The following is an 18,836-nucleotide window of genomic DNA, read 5'->3' as shown; positions in this document are numbered from 1 at the left end:
GGCCTGAGCCTGCCACGTGTCCGACGACGATCGCCAGCGCCGCGACGACCGCCGAGTGAAGGCCCGCCAAGAACGGCCATCGCCACGAACTGAGAATGGGAGCGAACCCCTAGTCGTCGCCGTCGAACAGCCCGCCGTCGAGCAGCCAGTTGTAGCGCAGCCGCAACGCACGCTCGGTGCTGGCCAGGATGGTTGCCACCACGAGCGCGATGTTGAGGGTCGCGGAGAGATGGATCGGCGCAGTGAAGGTGCCGACGTTCTCGGCCACGGGCGGGATGTTCGAGATCTCCTCGACGAGCTGCGGGACACCGAGGACCAGCACGACGACGAGGATCACCACGGAGACCGCCCCGATGGCACGGCTCGCCGCCGGGTGGTTCTGCTCGAGGCGGGCGCGGCGGCCCTCGGCCGACGCCGGGTCCGGCGCGAGCTGCCACACGGTGCCGTCGTCGCGCACGTAGTGGCACCGCTTCAGCCCGTAGCCGCTGGTCTCGACCTCGACGGTCCCACCGGTGACCGGGAACGCGGCCGGCGTCTTCGAGGTCGCCTGGTGCACGCCGTCCCGATACAGCCGTGCCCGCACCTCCCCGTCGTCGCCGTCCCCCCAGACCTTGACGTCGACGGACCACGTCTCGGGACGGCCGTCCGCACCGGCGAGCCGCAGGTGGAACAACGCCCGGGAGAACGGCTGCCACCACCGGTACCGCGGTAGCGGATGCCCGTCTCCGGGCTTGACGCGCCGCGCGGCCCCTCGCCGCCGCCTGTTGGAGAACACCTCCGGCACGCTACCAAGCGGGGGCAGGGTGCTACCTCTCGACCCGGTAGCGCAGGAGCACGAGCCTCTCGTCGAACGTGCGCGTCTCGACGAGGCGCAGGTCGACGTGGCGCTCGCGGTGCGGGAAGTAGGGGGTGCCGCCGCCCACCAGCACCGGGCAGACCATCACGCGGTACTCGTCGATGAGGTCCAGCGCAGCCGCTTCCGCAGCGAGCGTCGCACCGCCGATCGCGATCTCGCCCTCCCCGGGATCAGCGCGCAGCCGCGCGACCTCCTCGGCCAGACCACCCGTGGCCAACCGGGTGTTGGAGGCCTCCACGGTCGACAACGACCTGGAGAAGACGACCTTCGGCAGAGCGTTCCACAGCGCGGTCCAGGTGCGTTCCGCCTCGCCGAGCGCCGGGTCCTGGTCGGCGGTCTCCCAGTACAGCATCGTCTCGTAGAGCCGACGCCCGAGCAGGTGGACCCCGACCCCGCGGAGCTCGTCCGTGAAGTGCTGGAAGACGTCGTCCCCGGGGCCGGTCCAGTCGATCCCGCCGTCGGGTCCGACGATGTAGCCGTCCGCCGAGACGCTCATCGAGTAGGTCACGTCACGCATCACGCTTCTCCTTCGGTCGGTTGCACGATGACCAGACCGGCCGCGGCGGCAGAACTCATCGGTCCCACGGGTCCGCTCGCCCTGCCGCGTGGCTGTCGACGGCGAGGCGCGCGGCGACTACGACGACGTGGTGCGCGTCCGCAATGCGTCCGGGCCGCACAGGAGCTGAGCGCCGCTCGCTGCCCGGCGGAGCCTCGTCGCGAGGCGCTCGAACGCCGCCGCGAGCTCGTCGCCCTCGATCACCTCGATGTCGACGTCGAGCTGGGTCAACCACAGCGCGAGACGGTCCGGGTCGTCGGCCCCCAGCTCGACGCGGCACGTGGACGCGTCGACCACCTCGACGTCGACCGGGATGAGGATCTTCGCGGTGATCTCGGCGGCGGGTGCCCGCACGAGCACGCGGGCACGGTACGTCCAGGACCCCTTGGTGACGCGCCGGACGACGTACTCGACGGCGCTGTCCTCCGGGAGCACGCGCGGCCGGAACCGCGCACCCGTCGGTGGGCGCGGAACCATGCGGTCGACACGGAAGACCCGCCAGTCGTCACGGTCGAGATCCCACGCGAGCAGGTAGCGGAGCGGCCCCCAGGTCACCAGCCGTTGGGGTTCGGTGTGACGATCCTCGGTACTGCCCCCGGGCTTCGTGTACCCGAACCGGAGCCGTTCGTGGCCGCGGATCGCGGCGGCGACCGCGCCGAGCACCGACAGATCGAGCGGCGGTCCGGCCCCCGGGACGGCACTCGTGGCCTCGCTCACCGCCTCCACGCGCCGACGCAGCCGCGAGGGCAGCACCTGCTCCAGCTTCGCGAGCGCGGTGAGCGACGTCTCCTCGACGCCGAACCCCTGGGTCGCGACCGCTCCCAGCCCGACGGCGACGGCGACGGCCTCGTCGTCGTCGAGCAGCAGCGGGGGCATCGCCGTCCCGGCCGCCAGCCGGTACCCGCCCCCGACGCCGGGGCGCGCGTCCACGGGATACCCGAGCGACCGCAGCTTGCCGACGTCGGCACGGACGGTCCTCGTGCTCACGTCGAGCCGGTCGGCAAGCTCGGAGCTCGTCCAGTCGCGCTTGAGCTGGAGCAACGACAGCAGCTCGAGCAGTCGGGCCGAGGTCTCCACCATGGTCTCGATCATTCCAGCAATTGCGGAAGCTAACCTGCCGCATGACCTGGGAACGTCGATGTCATGACCGAGAACACCGCACTCACACCGTTCCGCATCAACATTCCGCAGGCCGACGTCGACGACCTGCGCGACCGCCTCGCTCACACGCGCTGGCCGGACGCCGTGCCGGGCCGAGACGACCGGACCGACTTCAGCCGCGGCATCCCGCTGGTGTACCTGAAGGAACTTGCCGAGTACTGGCGCGACGGGTTCGACTGGCGTGCGCAGGAGGCGCAGCTCAACGAGCACGAACAGCTCACGACGGTCGTCGACGGCCAGAGGTTCCACGTCGTCCACGCGCGATCGGCGAACCCGGAAGCCACCCCGCTGATCCTGAGCCACGGCTGGCCGGGCTCGTTCGTCGAGTACCAGCGGCTCGTCCCGCTGCTGACCGACGACTTCCACGTGGTCATCCCGTCGCCGCCCGGCTTCGGGTTCTCCACCCCGTTGTCGGGGACCGGCTGGGAGCTGGCGCGCACCACGGACGCCTGGGCCGAGATCATGACGCGGCTCGGCTACGAACGGTTCGCGGCCCACGGCACCGACATCGGCTCGGGCACCACCAGCCGCCTCGCGGCGCTCTACCCGGAACGCGTCATCGGCACGCACGTCGGCTGCGACCCCCGGCTGCTCGGGCTGGTCGGCTCGGTGTTCCCCTACCCCGACGGCTTGTCCGACGACGAGATCGCCCAGATCGAGGCGGTGCGCGCCGAGGACGCTGCCGATCATGGGTACCTCTTGATGCAGAACCACCGTCCCGACACGATCGGCCCGGCGCTCACCGACTCACCGGTCGGTCAGCTCGCGTGGATCGCCGAGAAGTTCCGGAGCAGGGCCAGCGGGGACGACCGGACGCCGGACGAGTCGGTCGACCGTGACCAGCTCCTGGCGAACATCAGCCTGTACTGGTTCACCCGTAGCGGCGCGTCGAGCGCGCAGTTCTACTACGAGGCCGAGCACTCCGGACTCGGCGTGGTCATGGCCTCCGGGGTGCCGTCCGGATGGGCCGTGTTCGACACCCACCCGCTCGTTCGCCGCGCGATGGACCCGTGGAAGGCGATCGGCCACTGGAGCGAGTTCACCCAGGGCGGTCACTTCCCCGCGATGGAGGAGCCGGCACTGCTCGCGGACGACATCCGCACCTTCTTCTCGTCGCTCCACCTCGCGGCGGAGATCTGATCACCTGCGGCGCACCCTCGGACCTTCCGACGGGAGGTCCGAGGGCGGCCGGGAAGCGAAGACGTCGAGGCCGAGGGCTCTTGAGAGGTGGGCGCTGACCTTGCGGCCCCGCACGGAGTTGCCGGCGTCGTCGAGTCGCGGGGAGAAGGCTCCGACTGCCCCTTTGCCCGGCGAGACCATGACGATGCCGCCGGAGATGCCGCTCTTGGCCGGCGCTCCGACCTCGAACAGCCACTCCCCCGACCGCTCGTACATGCCCGTCGAGGCCAGGACGCTGACGGTGTCGCGCGCGATCGACGCGTCGACGACCTGTTCACCGGTGCGCGGGTTCACCCCTCCGCTCGCCAGCGTGGCGCCCATGACCGCGAGGTCGCGCGCGTCGACGAGCAGCGAGCACTGCTTGGTGTACACGTCGACGACCCCGAGCGCGTCACCGCTCAGCCGCCCGTGGCCTTCGAGGAGCAGGGCGAGGCCCTGGTTGCGCTGGTTCGACCGGGACTCCGAGCGGTACACCGCCTCGTCGATCTCCAGCTCACGACCGGCGAACCTCGACAGCCCGTGCAGGAGGAAGTCCCAGCGCTCCGCGCTCGAGTCTCCGGGCGCGAGTCCGGTCGCGGCGATCGCCCCGGCATTCACCATGGGGTTCATGGGGTGCCCCTCGTTGTGCTCGATCGCCAGGACCGAGTCGAACGGGACACCGGTGTTGTCGACTCCCACGCGTTCCAGCACGGCGTCGTGGCCGATCTCCTGGCAGACGAGGGCGTACGCGAAGGCCTTCGAGATCGACTGGATCGAGAACTGGTGCCGCGCGTCCCCACGGATGTGCTCAGCACCGTCGGAGTCCATCAGAGCGACGCCGAAGAGGTCAGGTTCCGCGTCGGCGAGCGCCGGGACACCCTCGATGACCGTGCCCTCGTCAAGGTCGCGGAACCGCTCGTAGGCCTCGTCGAGGACCGCTTCGACGACGTCGGGTCCGGGGAGGGATCCGGTCGAGACCGTGTTCTGGGTGTCGTGGCTCATCCTCAGCGACGGTACCGGTGGACCACGACGCCCGCGCGGGCCCGGCACCTCGGCTGTGCGCGGCGACCCCTCAGAAGAGCGGCCAGGGAACGGCCGGCATGACGCCGGCGGGCTGCGGGAAGCGTGGCGTTCGGAGCAACGCGTCGCAGCGTGCTGCGAGCGCGGCCACCTCGTCTTGCGTCAGCAGCCCGGTCAACCGGCGAGCCAGATCACCGTCGAGGTGTGGCCCGAGGTCTGCCCGGACCTGTGCGATGCCTGCCAGCTCGTCGGCGTCGAGGCTCGCACCGAGCCAGCCCCACAGCACCGTCCGCAGCTTCGGCTCGACATGGAAGGTCACACCGTGGTCGACGCCAAGACGCCGCCCGTCCGCCTGCGGCAGGACGTGCCCGCCCTTGCGGTCGGCGTTGTTCACGACGGCGTCGAACACCGCCATGCGACGCAGCGCCGCCGTGTCCTCGTGCACCAGGGTGACCGGCCGGTCGTCGCCGTCGAGACCCTCCAGCACCGCCCGCACGCCGTCCTCCGGCACCTCGTCGGTCGGCACGACGTCGACCGGCGACTGCGCCTGGTCGATCTCCTGCCAGAGCTGCACCATGCCGGGACCCATCGGTCCGTCGCGCAGCCACGTGCGCGGGACGATCCCCCACCCGAGCGACTCCGAGACGAGGTACGCGGCCACCTCCCGGCCGGCCAGGGTGCCGTCCGGGAAGTCCCACAGCGGGTTCTCCCCGGCCACCGGCTTGTACACGACGTCGACGTCGCCGATCCGGGCCCGGAACGTCGCGTTCGAGGCGACGCGGATGCGTCCGACGATCTCGAGGGATGCCTCGTCGAGATCGACGTGGGGCGACGTCACGCCTCGGGCAGCACGCACTCGTGCCCGTCGATGTCCATCGGCTGTCCGCAGCGGGGGCAGAGGGCACGGCCGGAGCGGACGACGACGCGGGTGCGCTGGGCGAACGCGCGCGCCGTCCCGACGGGCATCCGGACGAGCAGCACCTCGGCGGGCTCCGACTCGTCCTCCTCCTCGTCGGGCTCGCCCTCGACGAGCGGGAACGCCTCGACGACGACCTGTGCCGTGCGGGGGTCCCAGCTGAGCCGCATCGCCCCGGCGCGGAACTCTTCCTCGACCGGCTGGTCGAGGGGGTCGTCGTCGATCAGCTCGACGGGCACGTCGGCGGGGACGCTGTACGGGTTGTCCGGGTCCTGCATCAGCTCGTCGAGCAGCCGTTGGACGGTCTCGGCGAGGACGGCGGACTGCTCCTTCTCGAGGGCGACGCTGGCCGTCCGGGTGCCCGAACGCGCCTGCAGGTAGAACGTGCGTGATCCGGGCATCCCGACGGTCCCGACGACGACGCGGTCGGGCCAGTCGAACTCGTGCACGAGAGTGGGCATGTCCTCACTCTACGAGCGCTCGCGCGCTCCGTCAGCCAGGTGTGGGTCGCTCGTCGGACGCCCGCGGCTCGCTCGGGACGGGTTGTTCCGGACCGGCACCGCCCCCGACGGGCGCGTCCCCGACCGGCGCGGCCGTGCGCAACCACGAGAGATCACCGGAGTCGGTGTTGGTGGCCACCACCTCCGGTCGGTGCGCGCCGTACCGCACGATCGAGATCGACGCCGGACCGACGACGATGCGCTGGAACAGGTCCAGGTGCATCCCCAGCGCGTCGGCAAGCACGGACTTGATGACGTCGCCGTGCGAGACCGCCGCCCAGACCGCGTCGGCGCCGTACCGCGCCTCGACCTCCGCGTCGTGCCGCCGGATCGCGGCGACGCTTCGAGCCTGCATCTCCGCGAGCGACTCGCCGCCCGGAAACACGGCGGCCGACGGCTGCGTCTGCACGACCGACCACAGCGGCTCCGCAGCCAAGTCCTTCAGTACGCGCCCCTGCCACTGCCCGTAGTCGCACTCGGTGATGCCGTGCTCGGTCGCCTGCTCCGGCGCACCCGCCTGGTGCTCGAGCAGGCTGCGGGCGGTCTGCCGGCACCGTTCCAACGGGCTGGTGACCACGCGGGACAGCGGAACGCCGGCGACGCGTTCGGCGGCCCGGAGCGCCTGGTCACGCCCGGCGGCGTCCAGCCGGACTCCACCCGCGCGACCGGCGAGGATCCCTCGAGCGTTCGCGGTGGTGCGGCCATGGCGGACAAGGAGGATCGTGGGCATGCCCCGAGCGTAAGGCCCTTCACGCCCAGTCTGCGGTCGCCGTAGCGCGGGTCGATCGACTCAGGGACGCCGCCACTACGTCTCGCCTGCAACGCCAGAATCGACAAGAGAGCTACCCCTTCGGATCGCAGGCCCGGATCGCAACGGTTGATTTGGTGACTATCAAACGCGACGACTAGGGCGTGTTTCGGAAGTGGCGTGTGACCTGCGGGTTCGGCATGCTGCGGGCCTGTGGTGGATGTTGCGGGTCGGCATGATCTGAGCGATGAGGCGAGGGCGGTGCTGGAGCCGCTGTTGCCGGTCAAGGCGCGTGGGCGTCGGGCGAGGTTCCTGCGTAGGCAGATCGACGGGATCCGGTTCCGGGTGCGGGTCGGGTGTCCGTGGCGCGATGTTCTTGCTGATCGGTACGGGCCGTGGGGCAGCGTCTACCGTCGGTTCGGGACTGGCAGCGCGACGGGACCTGGCAGCGGGTCGTGGATCGGTTGCGCACGATCTCGGACGAGGCCGGTCTGATCGGGTGGGATCTGAACGTCGACTCCACGATCGCGCGGGTTCACCAGCATGCCGCGGGTGCACGCCGTGATCCGCAGGCGCAGGCCGAGCCGCCCGGCGACGAGCCGGGCGATCATGGGCTGGGCCGGGCCCGGCGCGGGTGGACCACGAAGATCCACGCTGCCGCGGAGCAGGGGCAGAAGCTGATGGGCATGGTCGTCACGGCCGGGCACCGCGGTGATAGCCCGCAATTCGGTCCCGTTCTCGCCATGGTCAAGGTCCACCGCCCGGGCAGGCAGGGTGGGCGCCCGCGCACCCGCCCGGACCAGGTGCTCGCCGATCGTGGCTAAACCTCGGCCGGTAACCGTGCCCTGCTGCGCCGGCGTGGGATCGCCGCGACGATCCCGGAGAAGGTCGACCAGCAAGCAGGCCGCAAGGCCCGCGGCTCAGCCGGCGGGCGGCCGCCGAAGGTCGACTTCACCGACTACAAGAAGCGCTCCGCGGTGGAGTGCATGTTCAACCGGCTCAAGCGGTGGCGGGCGGTAGCCACGAGGTTCGACAAGCTCCAGCTGCGCTACCAGACCACCATCACCGTGGCCGCGATCGACGACTGGGTCGCCGCGATCGTGAAGGCAGCCTGACTGCTGGCATCTTGACACGCATGGACTTCTACGCCGTCGCCGAGGGAGGCGACCACGTCGACCAGCCCAGCCAAAACGACCTGATCGACCTGATCGACCTGATCGACCTGATCGACGCCCTGGACACCGGCGCCAACACGTTCCCCGTCGGCGACGAGCTCGACTGGTCCATCGCGGTCTCCAAGAATATCAGTGCGTTCGGCGGATTCGAGATCGACCGCACCGACCCCGCGACCAGCGAGCAGACGATCACCACCGCCGCAGACCCCTGCACGATCGCCGACGACATCCTGGCCTGGATCAACCAGCGCTGGCTCAATCCGAACACACCCTAGCGGCGTTCAGCATCCTCGACCGCCTGGTTGACTCCATAGACACCGAGTTCGACCAGACGATCGAGAATGTCGAGCAGCGCCGATACGCGCACCTTGTCGCGGGTCTGTGCCAGACCTCGAACGATCAGGTCCGAGATGTAATGCGCGTCGCCAGCTGCCCCGGTCCGGATGTCCGCAACGTCGCTGCCGTAGATGTCGAGGAAGCGGTGCGCGGCGAGATCAGCCAGGTCGTCGACCTTGTCGGGGGCCTCTTGCAAAGCAATCAGCAATTGCGGGGTCGCGTGGACGAAGCTCGGCGATGCGATCAGGTCCGAAAGGAAACTGGCGAATGAACGCAGGCTCTTCCCTCTGAGGTGGATTGCGAGCTCACCCACTGCCTTGCGGACTTCGTCGTCATCATCGCGCATGAGTTGGCGCAACGCGGCGAAGACGAGTTCTGAGTTGGCGGCGAGAGCCACCCTAGCGCTGCAAACGGTAGCCGCGCCTGTCCGAACCTCGATGCCACCTGCGAGTGCTCGTTCCATCAGCTGCGGACGCTCCCACTGAAGCGCCGCGAACGCGGCCATGCTGCCGCCCGCATGCCTTACCTCCCGGTCCGCTGACTCGAGCATCCGGTTGATCACCGGGTCGATTCGTTCCGGGTCGACATTCCCGATGTACATCATCAGCTTGACGACAAGGTTGGAGGCAAGCAGGACGTCGTCAGCATCGATGAGGCATTCGAACGCCTCGTACGCCGTAGGCCGTGCATGTCGAAGGCAGGCAGCGATCGTGTGGGCGACACAGGTCCGGACGCTGAGGACCGGATCACTGGCGAGCACTACCAGGTGAGGACGAACCGCCGCGGTGCGCTCGCCATCCGCGTCATGAAGTAGGAGGTCACCAAGCGCCTCGGCAAGGCTCCCTCGTGCAGTGTTTATGCCGTTCTGGCGCAGGTCACGACCGGGACGGTCGTCACCGTGGCCCGTAAAGACTGGTGAGTTGTCCTTCGGGTCTGGCGCATGCAGGGCACGCTCCCGGACTATTTCGACGATGTCAAGAGGTGTGTCATCGAGGACACCTCGCACCGACCACCCGAGCCAGCGATCGCACTCAGTCAGCCCCAAGCTCATGATGTGCCGGATGGCATCAAACACCGCTGGCAGTGCGCTGGTCGGGATAGTGGCCTCGCCGAAGCCCCACAGGATGGCACCGAGATAGGCCGTGTTCGTCATTGCAGTCATCTGCATAACTAGGCCGGCAAACCGTAGCGGATCCTCGGCGGTGCGCTTCCTAAGCATCTGCGAGAGTTCGCGGGCACCACCGGCCGATGTGTCCCAATCGCGGTCGTCAGTGTCGTGTTTGGCCATTGCTCGAAGCCATTGCTTGTTAGACATCCTGGCGGTCGCCGTGTCGCTGATCGGAGAGCTGACCGTATAGGTGATGATGCCGGTCGGTGGCGGAGGAACATCCATTCCGAATTTCCTCTGGTACTCAGCAAGTCGCCGTGTGCCCGCCGGGCTAAGCCGGTCGTGCTCGAGTGCGGACAAGAACTTGAAAGCAGTGTAGCCGAACGAGCGGAAACGTTCGCATGAGTTGCGAAGGTCTCGAAATTTGTCCTCAAGGCGGGAGTGGACCTCGTCGGAGACAAGCGGCGCGACAGCCTGGACAACTTCTCTAGATAGCCAATGGCCATCTGAGAGACAACCACTTTCAAGACGGCTGTCACCTTCGAGGATCAACTCCGCTGCCCAATCGGTGAAGTGTCCTGCACCGGCGATGAGCGCGCGAAACAGCAAGGCTTGAGCGGAGTCGTACTCGCTTGCAGCGAGAGTCCGAAGCAGCGCCTCGGTCGACGCTGGAGTAGTCAACACCCAACTTGCGAGTGCATCCGCCGCACCGTTGTAGAGTGCGTCATCAACGTTGTCAAAACCTGCCTCCGATCGCAGCCGGAGGCTGAAGTGCTGGTCGTAGAGCAGGCCGTCGTGGCGCCGCTCTAGGGAAGTCGCCTGCATAACGGCGAGCAGATGTGGCACTACGGTTTCAGCAAATACCCGAGGCTCCAACTCGCTCGACACTTTAATGAGAGCTGCTGCACCATAATCGCGCAGACCGAGAATGCCGACTTTACCTTTTTCGTCCGTAACGAGCGCCGACGGGCTTTCGATGAAGCATGCACTCAGCAATTCAATCGCCCAAAGCGGCCTATGTTCAGCGAACTTGTGGGTCGACAGCCACAGGTTTCGATCCCCCGGGTCGAAGTCTCCCGATCGTACCGCATTCAGTAGAAGGTTGAATATGGGCCGGCTCTTGTGCATGTCAGCACGCTGCGTGAGCCTTCGCACCCACATCAGGTATTCTGGGGCCCCCCGTCTCGCTGTAAGAACTTCCGACACCACTGCGTCACGTTCAACTCCGGCGCTTGCCAGCCAGGTGACGCCTCGTTCGCGCAGCGTCTGATCGGTGCTGTCGAGCCATGTCTCGATGAGTCCGCTGTCGTGAAGCACGTCGAACCAACTGGGGCGGGCAATCTGTTGCCACAGACGACTGGCCAGCGTGGTGTCGAGCTCGCTGATTCGAAGAACGAGGCCGAGATCTTCGTCCGTCGGTGCCTTCACGGTGGCGAAAACGATCATGACCGTCTCTTTGATGTGGAAACGGATTGCTGGCTCGCTCAGAACCGCCTCGACTTCAGTGCGGAAACGCGCTGGATCACGCTCACGTAGCAGTTCAAGAATCTGACGCACCTGCGCCCGTCGGAACAGCTCTTGCTCGTGTGCACAGAGAAATTCTGCCATTGACTGACGCCGCGACAGCCACTGGCGCGCGAAGGTGTAATCGAAGAAGGTTTCATGGAAGAAAGAAACCCGGTCGCCGTCGATAGCCAGGACCTGCTCAGACGCCAGTACATGAGCGTCACTAATGTAGTCGTCGGGGTCGAGAATTTCGATGGCGACCGAAAGCGCCTGCTGATCGCTTGCGGCGTTCGCAACGCGCGCCAGCACGTCATTAAAACGAACCTCTGGGCGGTAGTCTTTGATAGTCTGGCGCTTGCGCTGCCAGAAAGCCTCGAATAGCGACCCACGTGAGGTAAAGCTGAGCGCTCCCTGTTGCCTCGCGACGGTTTCGAAAAGCACGAGGTTTAGCGGCGACTTCAGCAGTTCCCGTTGCGACGACGTGAGCGCCGTGGCGTCGAGACCCATCGCCTCTACGGCCGCAGTGACGGCCTCATCGGGCAGCGACTTGACGGTAAGTCGCTCAACGTCGGTCCGAGCATCGAGCTTGCGAATGCGGTGATCGTTCTCTACATCGAAGAGGCGGCACGCCAGAATGACCCGTACGCCTTCGACCGCCATAGCTTCATCGATCAAATCCTCAATCACGTCGTAGCGTTCCGAAAGTCGTCCCGACGCGAGTGACACAGCGTCGAGCTGATCGATGATCAGGAAAGCGCCGCGGCCATCGGCTGCCATCCGCAGTGAGGCAACCGGGGAACTAGTCAAACCGAGCTGCGATCCCAACTCGGCTGTCGAGTTATACGCCCCGCGACGGTCGAGACGGAAGGCGAGAACTTCGGCGCCTTTCGACTCCAGGCCACTCGCGGCCTGATAGACGACCGAGCTCTTGCCGCCGCCGCCGGTGCCGACCACCAGCGCCAAGCGCGTCTTGCTCATAAGTTCGATGAGTTCAGCGGACTCTGTGCGCGGGATAACCGGTCTAAGCAACTCCCGCTCCACGGTACGTCGCCAACTTGTGGTTGTGGATCGTACCTCATCATGAGCGGTTCGTTTCGCTGTTGCGTGGCGGGCGCAAATTCCGTGGCGAGCCAGCCCCTCAAGCAATTCGCGCCTCGTCAGTCGCCGGCGGAGGCTATCCAGCAGCACCGCCCCGACCGCTACGGGTTGCAGCGACTCTGCGGCCCCCTCCAGCACCGTCGCGGCGAGCATGGCGTTCGTCCTAGCGAGTTGTTGTTCGTCACCGATCTCGAACCACATGCCACGAAGCACTCGCCAAGCATCCTCCGCATCGCCGAAGATCTCGCTAGCTGAAAGCTCATCGAATACTGGGCTCAACTGTTTGGTTAGCTGGCGAGTCATGAATTGCTGAACATCGGTGGACTGCCGAGCCCACTCGCTAAGCACGCGTAGCGACCCGCACGGGGTCATTGAGCTGAAGTGATACTCGCGGCCGGCCGTGACGTGCCGCGCTGCAGCCGCGAAGATGCCGCGACTGCGCAGTGCTGCAATCGTCCAATGATCGTTGATGCTGTGCTGGCGCTTGACCTGCGTGACGGCGACGGAGCCGTTCTCGTCAACGAAGGTGAACTCAGAACCATCGGCCAGATCTGGATCGAGGTCTTCGAGGGTGATGGCGCACCGCTCGTCTTGGATGCACCGCAAGGCATGGTGCACGGCCCAGGACAACTCGTACTTGTTTCCCAGCTTGTCGGCGACCCCGCCGCCAGCGCTACTCTTGCGCAGCGCCGTCGTATGCGCTTGCTCAGCATCCTCCATTGGCACCATGGTGTGACGCCGCCCCTTCTGCAGCCTGCTCGTCCGAACTGATCACGCGATCGCCAGCTACCCCGAACCAGACGGAGCTCACAGGTGCGGTTGTCATCGCGCGTGTCTCAGCGGGCGACAGCACTCTACCCCTGGCCAGGTTCGGATGACCTGTGGCGATCCGTATTGAACCGCCCTGGCGTTCTTGGGGGTTCGCGAACTTCTTCGGGACGGAGCCCGAGCCCGAGCACAAGTGGAACGGCGTTCATCGAGGCCAACCGGCACGAGGTCATCGAGGGCAGAAAGCTCGGGTCAAGTCCATCTGCGCCGCCTTGTCCGGGCGGAACTACTGGTGGTTCCGAGTTCCCAATACGCCGTCAGGACGCACCGACCGTCGGCCCGTGCGCTACTTGATGCCATGGTTCGGCCGGTGGTCCGGGCACCGTGGGTGGAGAACTACCCGGGTCTACGGGGCATGGAAACCGTGGAAGGCCGCCCGCCGGATCTGCTGGGACATCGGAGCCTGACCCACTTTCCCGGACGCCTGGTCTGAGGCGTTGATCGCCACAGACCAGGTGTGCGGGATACCGGGTCAGGCTCCTCCCTGCTACTCGTCCACGACCTCAACATCCGTATCATCAACGCCGCCACCGGAGAGATCCTGCGATAGCTCACCCTCAACCCCCCTCGGGACGACCAACCCACCGGCCACCCACACCGACCCGACCAGCAGAAATCCGGACCTACAGAACGGGGGGTTGGCGGTCCTCGATGTCCTGAGACATCACACGGTCGGGCTGACAGTGCCCTGGCTCAGCACATCCCGGACAGGTGTCCCACGACATCCCGGACACCATGTCTCACGACATCAGCATCACTATCGGGTCGCGATGATCGATCATGACCAAGGCTAGGCTGGTAGGCGCTCCCACACCTCACCCGCCGCGACCCTGGCACCCGTGGTCGAGTTCGTCCTGACTCACCACCACGACACAACCTTGTCGCGCACCAAAACCCACTCAGGCACCCCAGACCTTCTCGCGAAGGCATGCCCGTGCGCGGTCGCGCTGGGTGCGAGGCAGGGTTGCGGCTGCGACGACGAAGTTCCCGACGACGACGAAGTTCCCGACGATGTGGGAAGTCACGCTGCGAGCTACGGCCTTCGCGGTCGCTCCCGCGCCCCAGTTTCCGTCCTTGAGCTCTTCGGCTCGCACGATCACCGGGCTCGTCCACGGGATGTCGCGGTCAACCGGTCGAGCAGCGGTTCGCGCGTTGCTGGGCGCATTGCCGCCAGGACCGTCTGCACTCCCCGGCGCTGGTGCCGGAGTCCGGCTGAGCCGGCGGCCTGCACCGTGTTCTCACGACACGGTCACGTCCCGTCGCCTTGCGACCCCTCCCCCCGCTCCTGCAGCTCCTCCACCTGTTCTCGCGCTACCTGCACGGCTCGCCCGAGCACGTCGAGCTGTGCCGGGTTGTACAGCTCGTGGATGGCCTCGAGCATCGTCTCCGACGTGACGTATCGGCTCTTGGACAGGTGAGCCGCCGGATCATTCAGCCACGGATAGTCGAGGAGGTTCCGCGCCAGACTCTTGGCGAGCCGTGCGACGAGCGGTCGCTGGGTCTCTTCATCGGCATCGGGCGGCAGTCGGTCGAGATCGGCGGCCACGTCCACGGTGTCCTCGGCGATCTTCTGGATGTCTGCGAGCGCTGCCTCGTCGTACAGCTGCGTGTAGATGTGGACGACGGAGGTGTCGGTCGCGGACATCCGGCCTGCCACCGACTCGAACCCGGCCGGCGTGTCGGGCGGGACCTCCTCGTGCAGGATGGCGGCGACGTCGGCTCGAGCCTTCGTCAGCCTGCGGATGCTCTCCTGGAGCTCGGCGTCGAGCTCGCGCAGCATCTGCGGTGTGTCGTCGCTGCCCGCCTGCACGTCACGGATCTGGGACAGGGGCACTCCGAGGTCGGCGAGGCGCCGGATGCGCAGAAGGCTCACGAGATGGTGCACCTCGTACTGCTTGTATCCGTTGTCCTCGCGCTCCGGCTCCTCGAGCAGACCGATCCGGTGGTAGTGACGGATCGTGTTCACCGTCGTCCCGGCTCGTTCGGCGAGCTCGCGCGTGCTCCATGCCACGGACGTCTCCTTCGTGATTCTGCGGGTGCGGAGGGCCGGCCGTCGCCTCCGCACCCGCGGTGATCACTGGGCGAGGAAGGTCTTCAGGGCGTTGTTGACCTCGTCGGCGTGGGTCCAGAGCAGGCCGTGGGGGGCGCCCTCGATCTCGACGTAGTCGGCGTCCGGGACGGCCTTGTGGAAGCGGCGCGCGGTGGCGTCGATGGGGAGGATGTTGTCCTTCGTGCCGTGCAGGATCAGGGTGGGCTTGCCGGCGGCGCGCACGGCCTCCACGTCACTGCGGAAGTCCTCGATCCAGCTCGACACCACGGCGTAGGCCGCGACCGGGGCGCTGGTGACCGAGAGGTTCCAGTTCGCGTCGACGACCTGCTGGCTGACGCGACTGCCGAGGTTCTCGTCGAGGTTGTAGAAGTTCTGGTAGAAGTCGGTGAACCACGCGTACCGGTCGGTCTTCGCGGCGGCCTCGATCCCGTCGAACACGTCCTGCGGAACACCCTCGGGGTTGTCGTCACGCTGCACCAGGAACGGCTCCAGCGAGGCGAGGAAGGCCAGCTTCGCGACCCGCTCGTGCCCGTGGTTGGCGACGTACCGGGCGAGCTCGCCCGTACCCATCGAGAAGCCGACCAGGACCACGTCCCGCAGATCGAGGTTCTCCAGCACGGCGCTCAGATCGGCAGCGAAGGTGTCGTAGTCGTATCCCGCACCGACCTTCGACGACTGACCGAAACCACGACGGTCGTACGTGATCACCCGGTACCCCGCCGCCAACAGCTCCCGCGTCTGCTTCTCCCAGCTGTGCCCGTTCAACGGATACCCATGGATCAGCACGACCGGCTGCCCCGACCCGTGATCCTCGTAGTACAGCTCGATCGACGTGCTGTTCTCGGTCCCGACAGTGATGTAGCCCATGGTCCTGGTCCTCTCCGCTCCGGCCTGCGGGGTGCCTGCCGCTGGGATCAGCAGACACCGTGTGGTCGCAACAGGGTCAAGGACGTCTCGTCTCCTCAGGCTTTCCGCAGATCGTCGGAACCACCGAACCGGCGTCCGCGGAACCAGTCATAATCGCTGTGCAAGGCACACAGTTCGGCAAAGACCGTTCCGCGAGGAGAAGGAGACCGCCGTTGCTTCTAGGTCGGCACGGCGAGTGCCACCGGGTCGAGCAGCTGCTGAGCGAGGCGAAGGTCGGGCACAGCGGGGCGCTCGTGGTGCGCGGCGAGGCCGGCATCGGCAAGACGGCGCTCCTGGAACACCTGCGCACCAGGGCCGGCGATCTCGGGTTCCGCACCGAGACGTCAACCGGTGCCGAGGCCGAGACGCAGTTCGCCTACGCGGGGTTGCACCAGCTGTGCGCTCCGCTGCTCGACCACCTGCCCGCGCTGCCCGAGCCTCAGCAGCTGGCGCTCCGCGTCGCGCTGGGCCGCGACGCCGGCGCGGCACCGGACAGGTTCCTCGTGGGCCTGGCGACCCTCGGGCTGCTCTCCGAGGCGGCCGAGAAGAACGGTCTGCTGTGTCTCGTCGACGACGCCCAGTGGCTCGACCAGGCCTCGACCGAGGTGCTCGCCTTCGTCGCGCGCCGGATCGGGGCCGAACGGCTGGCGATGGTGTTCGGCATCCGCGACGACGGGACCGGAGGCAGGGCGTTCACCGGCCTCCCGGAGCTGCGCCTGAGCGGGCTCGGCGACGCGGATGCCCGTTCGCTGCTGGACTCCGCCGTCCCGGTGCCCCTCGACGAGGACGTGCGGGACCGGATCATCGCGGAAGCCCGCGGCAACCCGCTCGCCCTGCTGGAGCTTCCCTCCCACACCTCGCCGGTCCGACTCGCGGGCGGGTTCCAGCAGCCCGATCTCTCCGACGTCTCCAGCCGCGTGCAGACGGAGTTCCAGAACCGGGCGGACGGGCTCCCCGACGAGAGCCGGATGCTGCTGCTCGTCGCCGCCGCCGAGCCGACCGGAGACCCCACCCTGCTCTGGCGTGCCGCCGCCCATGCCGGCATCGCTCCCGAGTCGGCGGCGCCCGCCGAGTCGGCCGGCTTGATCGAGATCGGCACCCGGGTGCGCTTCCGGCATCCCCTCGCGCGGTCAGCGGTCTACCGTGCCGCGGAGCAGCCCGACCGTCGCCGCGCCCACGCGGCGCTGGCGGCGGTCACCGATCCGGCGTCCGAACCCGATCGCCGGGCCTGGCACGCGGCCCAGGCCACGTCCGGGTTCGACGAGCAGGTCGCCGCCGAGCTGGAACGATCGGCCACCCGAGCCAGAGCACGCGGAGGGTACGCCGCCGCGGCAGCGTTCCTGCTGCGAGCGACGCAGCTGACGCCGAACCTGAGCGAACGAGCAGGGCGCGCACTCGAGGCCGCGCACGCCGTGCACGAGGCAGGTGCGTCAGACACGGCGCTCGACCTGCTCGCGACGGCTGAGACCGGCCCCCTCGACGACTTCCAGCGCGCACGCCTGGCCCTTCTACGCGCGCAGATCTCCTTCCACCTGACCCGGCACCCCGACGTTCCGCAGATGCTCCTGGCCGCCGCCGACGACATGGCCCCGTTCGATGCGGACCTCGCCCACGAGACGCATCTCCACGCACTCGACGCTGCGCTCGTCATCTGCGGCCCGACGACGCACGACGTCGCCAGGGCGGCGCTCGCGGACACCTCGCTCGAGCGAGCCGTCCGGCCGGTCGACCGACTGCTGGTCTCTCTCTCGACGACGATGATCCGGGGCTTCGCCGAGGGCGTTCCCCCGCTGCGAGACGCACTGCAGTCGCTGTGCGACGCCGCCCCGGTCACCGCGCAGGGCGACCAGTACCGGTCATGGTTCTGGCTCGCAGCGCGCAGCGCCGTCGGCATCCTGGACGACGACCTCGCCCACCGGCTCGCCGAGACCAACGTCCGATCGGCGCGCGAGGCCGGCGCGCTCACCGGACTCGCCAGTGCGCTCAACTTCCACGCCAACGTCCTGGCGCTCGCAGGGGAGCTCACTCGTGCCGGTGAGATGGCCGGGCAGTCGATCGCGATCCTGGAGTCCACCGGCGGGGTGCCGATGCGCCACGCCGAGACCATCGTCTCGGCGTGGCGGGGCGACGCCGCCACGGTGGCCAGGCTGCACGAGCTCACGCTGCGGAACCCGGGCAACCCACCGGACGGAGCCGAGGTCGGCCTCGCCGCCTACGCGATGGCCGTGCTGCACAACGCCCTCGGCGAGTACGACAAGGCGCAGCGGGCCGCCACGATCACGTGCGCGTGCGTCGCGCTGTCGCTGAGCAGCGTCGGGCTTGCCGAGCTGATCGAGGCGGCGACCCGCGCCGGCGATCCGCAGAGCGCCGCTCGGGCTCTCGACGAGCTGAGAGATCGGGCGGACGAGTGCGACACGCCGTGGGCTCGCGGCGTGGAGGCGCGATCTCGGGCGCTGACGATCGACGGGCCGTCGGCCGAGCCGCACTATCGCGCCGCGATCGAGCATCTCGAGGCCACCCGGATGACCGGCGAGGCAGCGCGGGCCCACCTCGTCTACGGGGAATGGCTGCGCCGCGAGGGCCGCCGCCAGCAGGCCCGAGAAGAGCTGCGGATCGCGCACGACCTCCTCTCGCGCATCGGCGCGCACGCGTTCGCCGCACGGGCGGCGAACGAGCTGCGCGCGACGGGTGAGCACCCACGCAAGCGCACGGCGCAGTCGACCGACGACCTGACGGCTCAAGAGCTGCAGGTCGCGAGGCACGTGGCCACCGGCGCCAGCTCCCGCGAGGTGGGTGCGCAGCTGTTCCTGAGCCCGCGCACGATCGAGGCACACCTCCGCAGCATCTACCGCAAGCTCGGGATCACGTCCCGTCGCGAGCTGAGGGAGATCCCGCTGCCCTGACGGCCCGGGGG

Annotated in this window: 16 protein-coding genes; 6 read left to right on the top strand and 10 right to left on the bottom strand. The window is 68.0% G+C overall.

The window, feature by feature from the left end:
* Positions 1-109 precede the first annotated feature (109 nt).
* The 3 genes from OHL10_RS05465 to OHL10_RS05455 form a co-directional block, all read right to left on the bottom strand.
* The gene (locus tag OHL10_RS05465; RefSeq protein WP_265521168.1) at positions 110-775 is read right to left on the bottom strand and encodes a hypothetical protein; all 666 of its coding nucleotides are present in this window, start codon (positions 773-775) and stop codon (positions 110-112) included.
* A 31-nt stretch (positions 776-806) separates the two neighbouring features.
* Positions 807-1,373 (bottom strand): dihydrofolate reductase family protein, encoded by a 567-nt coding sequence (locus OHL10_RS05460; RefSeq protein ID WP_265521167.1) that lies wholly within the window; start codon positions 1,371-1,373, stop codon positions 807-809.
* A 117-nt stretch (positions 1,374-1,490) separates the two neighbouring features.
* Positions 1,491-2,492, bottom strand: coding sequence for a helix-turn-helix transcriptional regulator (locus OHL10_RS05455; protein WP_265521166.1), 1,002 nt, complete (start codon positions 2,490-2,492; stop codon positions 1,491-1,493).
* 63 nt (positions 2,493-2,555) lie between these two features.
* Between OHL10_RS05455 and OHL10_RS05450 the strand changes: the two genes are divergently transcribed.
* Positions 2,556-3,713, top strand: coding sequence for an epoxide hydrolase family protein (locus OHL10_RS05450; protein ID WP_265521165.1), 1,158 nt, complete (start codon positions 2,556-2,558; stop codon positions 3,711-3,713).
* Here OHL10_RS05450 and glsA read toward each other — a convergent pair whose 3' ends face one another.
* From glsA to OHL10_RS05430, 4 genes are all read right to left on the bottom strand, one after another.
* Positions 3,714-4,733 (bottom strand): glutaminase A, encoded by a 1,020-nt coding sequence (gene glsA, locus OHL10_RS05445; protein WP_265521164.1) that lies wholly within the window; start codon positions 4,731-4,733, stop codon positions 3,714-3,716.
* A 70-nt stretch (positions 4,734-4,803) separates the two neighbouring features.
* Entirely contained in the window at positions 4,804-5,589 is a 786-nt protein-coding gene (locus tag OHL10_RS05440) for an SCO1664 family protein (protein ID WP_265521163.1), read from the bottom strand.
* Positions 5,586-6,128, bottom strand: a complete 543-nt coding sequence (locus tag OHL10_RS05435; protein WP_265521162.1) for a DUF3090 domain-containing protein — start codon at positions 6,126-6,128, stop codon at positions 5,586-5,588. The genes OHL10_RS05440 and OHL10_RS05435 overlap by 4 nt, the downstream gene beginning before the upstream one ends.
* A 31-nt stretch (positions 6,129-6,159) precedes the next feature.
* The gene (locus OHL10_RS05430; RefSeq protein WP_265521161.1) at positions 6,160-6,897 is read right to left on the bottom strand and encodes an MSMEG_4193 family putative phosphomutase; all 738 of its coding nucleotides are present in this window, start codon (positions 6,895-6,897) and stop codon (positions 6,160-6,162) included.
* Between the two features lie 231 nt (positions 6,898-7,128).
* Here OHL10_RS05430 and OHL10_RS18710 point away from each other — a divergent pair, with 231 nt between their 5' ends.
* The 4 genes from OHL10_RS18710 to OHL10_RS05415 all read left to right on the top strand — a co-directional run bounded on the left by OHL10_RS18710 (position 7,129) and on the right by OHL10_RS05415 (position 8,365).
* Positions 7,129-7,410: a transposase gene (locus OHL10_RS18710; RefSeq protein WP_425498967.1), complete on the top strand. Its 282-nt coding sequence runs from the start codon at positions 7,129-7,131 to the stop codon at positions 7,408-7,410.
* Positions 7,380-7,739: a transposase gene (locus OHL10_RS05425; protein ID WP_265521160.1), complete on the top strand. Its 360-nt coding sequence runs from the start codon at positions 7,380-7,382 to the stop codon at positions 7,737-7,739. Before OHL10_RS18710 ends, OHL10_RS05425 begins: the two co-directional genes overlap by 31 nt.
* Positions 7,740-7,901: 162 nt before the next feature.
* On the top strand, positions 7,902-8,030 hold the full coding sequence (locus OHL10_RS18705) for a hypothetical protein (protein WP_425498966.1): 129 nt from the start codon (positions 7,902-7,904) through the stop codon (positions 8,028-8,030).
* A gap of 20 nt (positions 8,031-8,050) precedes the next feature.
* Positions 8,051-8,365 (top strand): hypothetical protein, encoded by a 315-nt coding sequence (locus OHL10_RS05415; protein WP_265521159.1) that lies wholly within the window; start codon positions 8,051-8,053, stop codon positions 8,363-8,365.
* Here the strand turns inward: OHL10_RS05415 and OHL10_RS05410 are convergent.
* The 3 genes from OHL10_RS05410 to OHL10_RS05400 form a co-directional block, all read right to left on the bottom strand.
* Positions 8,362-12,858, bottom strand: a complete 4,497-nt coding sequence (locus OHL10_RS05410; RefSeq protein WP_265521158.1) for an nSTAND1 domain-containing NTPase — start codon at positions 12,856-12,858, stop codon at positions 8,362-8,364. The genes OHL10_RS05415 and OHL10_RS05410 overlap by 4 nt on opposite strands.
* Before the next feature lie 1,357 nt (positions 12,859-14,215).
* Complete coding sequence (locus OHL10_RS05405; protein ID WP_265521157.1) at positions 14,216-14,977, bottom strand: MerR family transcriptional regulator; 762 nt, start codon at positions 14,975-14,977, stop codon at positions 14,216-14,218.
* A gap of 63 nt (positions 14,978-15,040) precedes the next feature.
* Positions 15,041-15,883: an alpha/beta fold hydrolase gene (locus OHL10_RS05400; RefSeq protein WP_265521156.1), complete on the bottom strand. Its 843-nt coding sequence runs from the start codon at positions 15,881-15,883 to the stop codon at positions 15,041-15,043.
* A 212-nt stretch (positions 15,884-16,095) separates the two neighbouring features.
* Here OHL10_RS05400 and OHL10_RS05395 point away from each other — a divergent pair, with 212 nt between their 5' ends.
* A complete protein-coding gene (locus tag OHL10_RS05395; RefSeq protein WP_265521155.1) occupies positions 16,096-18,825 on the top strand; it encodes an AAA family ATPase in 2,730 nt (909 codons plus the stop codon).
* Positions 18,826-18,836 lie beyond the last annotated feature (11 nt).

Source organism: Oerskovia flava, assembly GCF_026163685.1.
GTDB classification, from domain to species: Bacteria; Actinomycetota; Actinomycetes; order Actinomycetales; family Cellulomonadaceae; genus Oerskovia_A; species Oerskovia_A flava.
The sequence above is the reverse complement of the archived record's forward strand: the minus strand, read 5'-3'. Positions and strand labels throughout refer to the sequence as shown.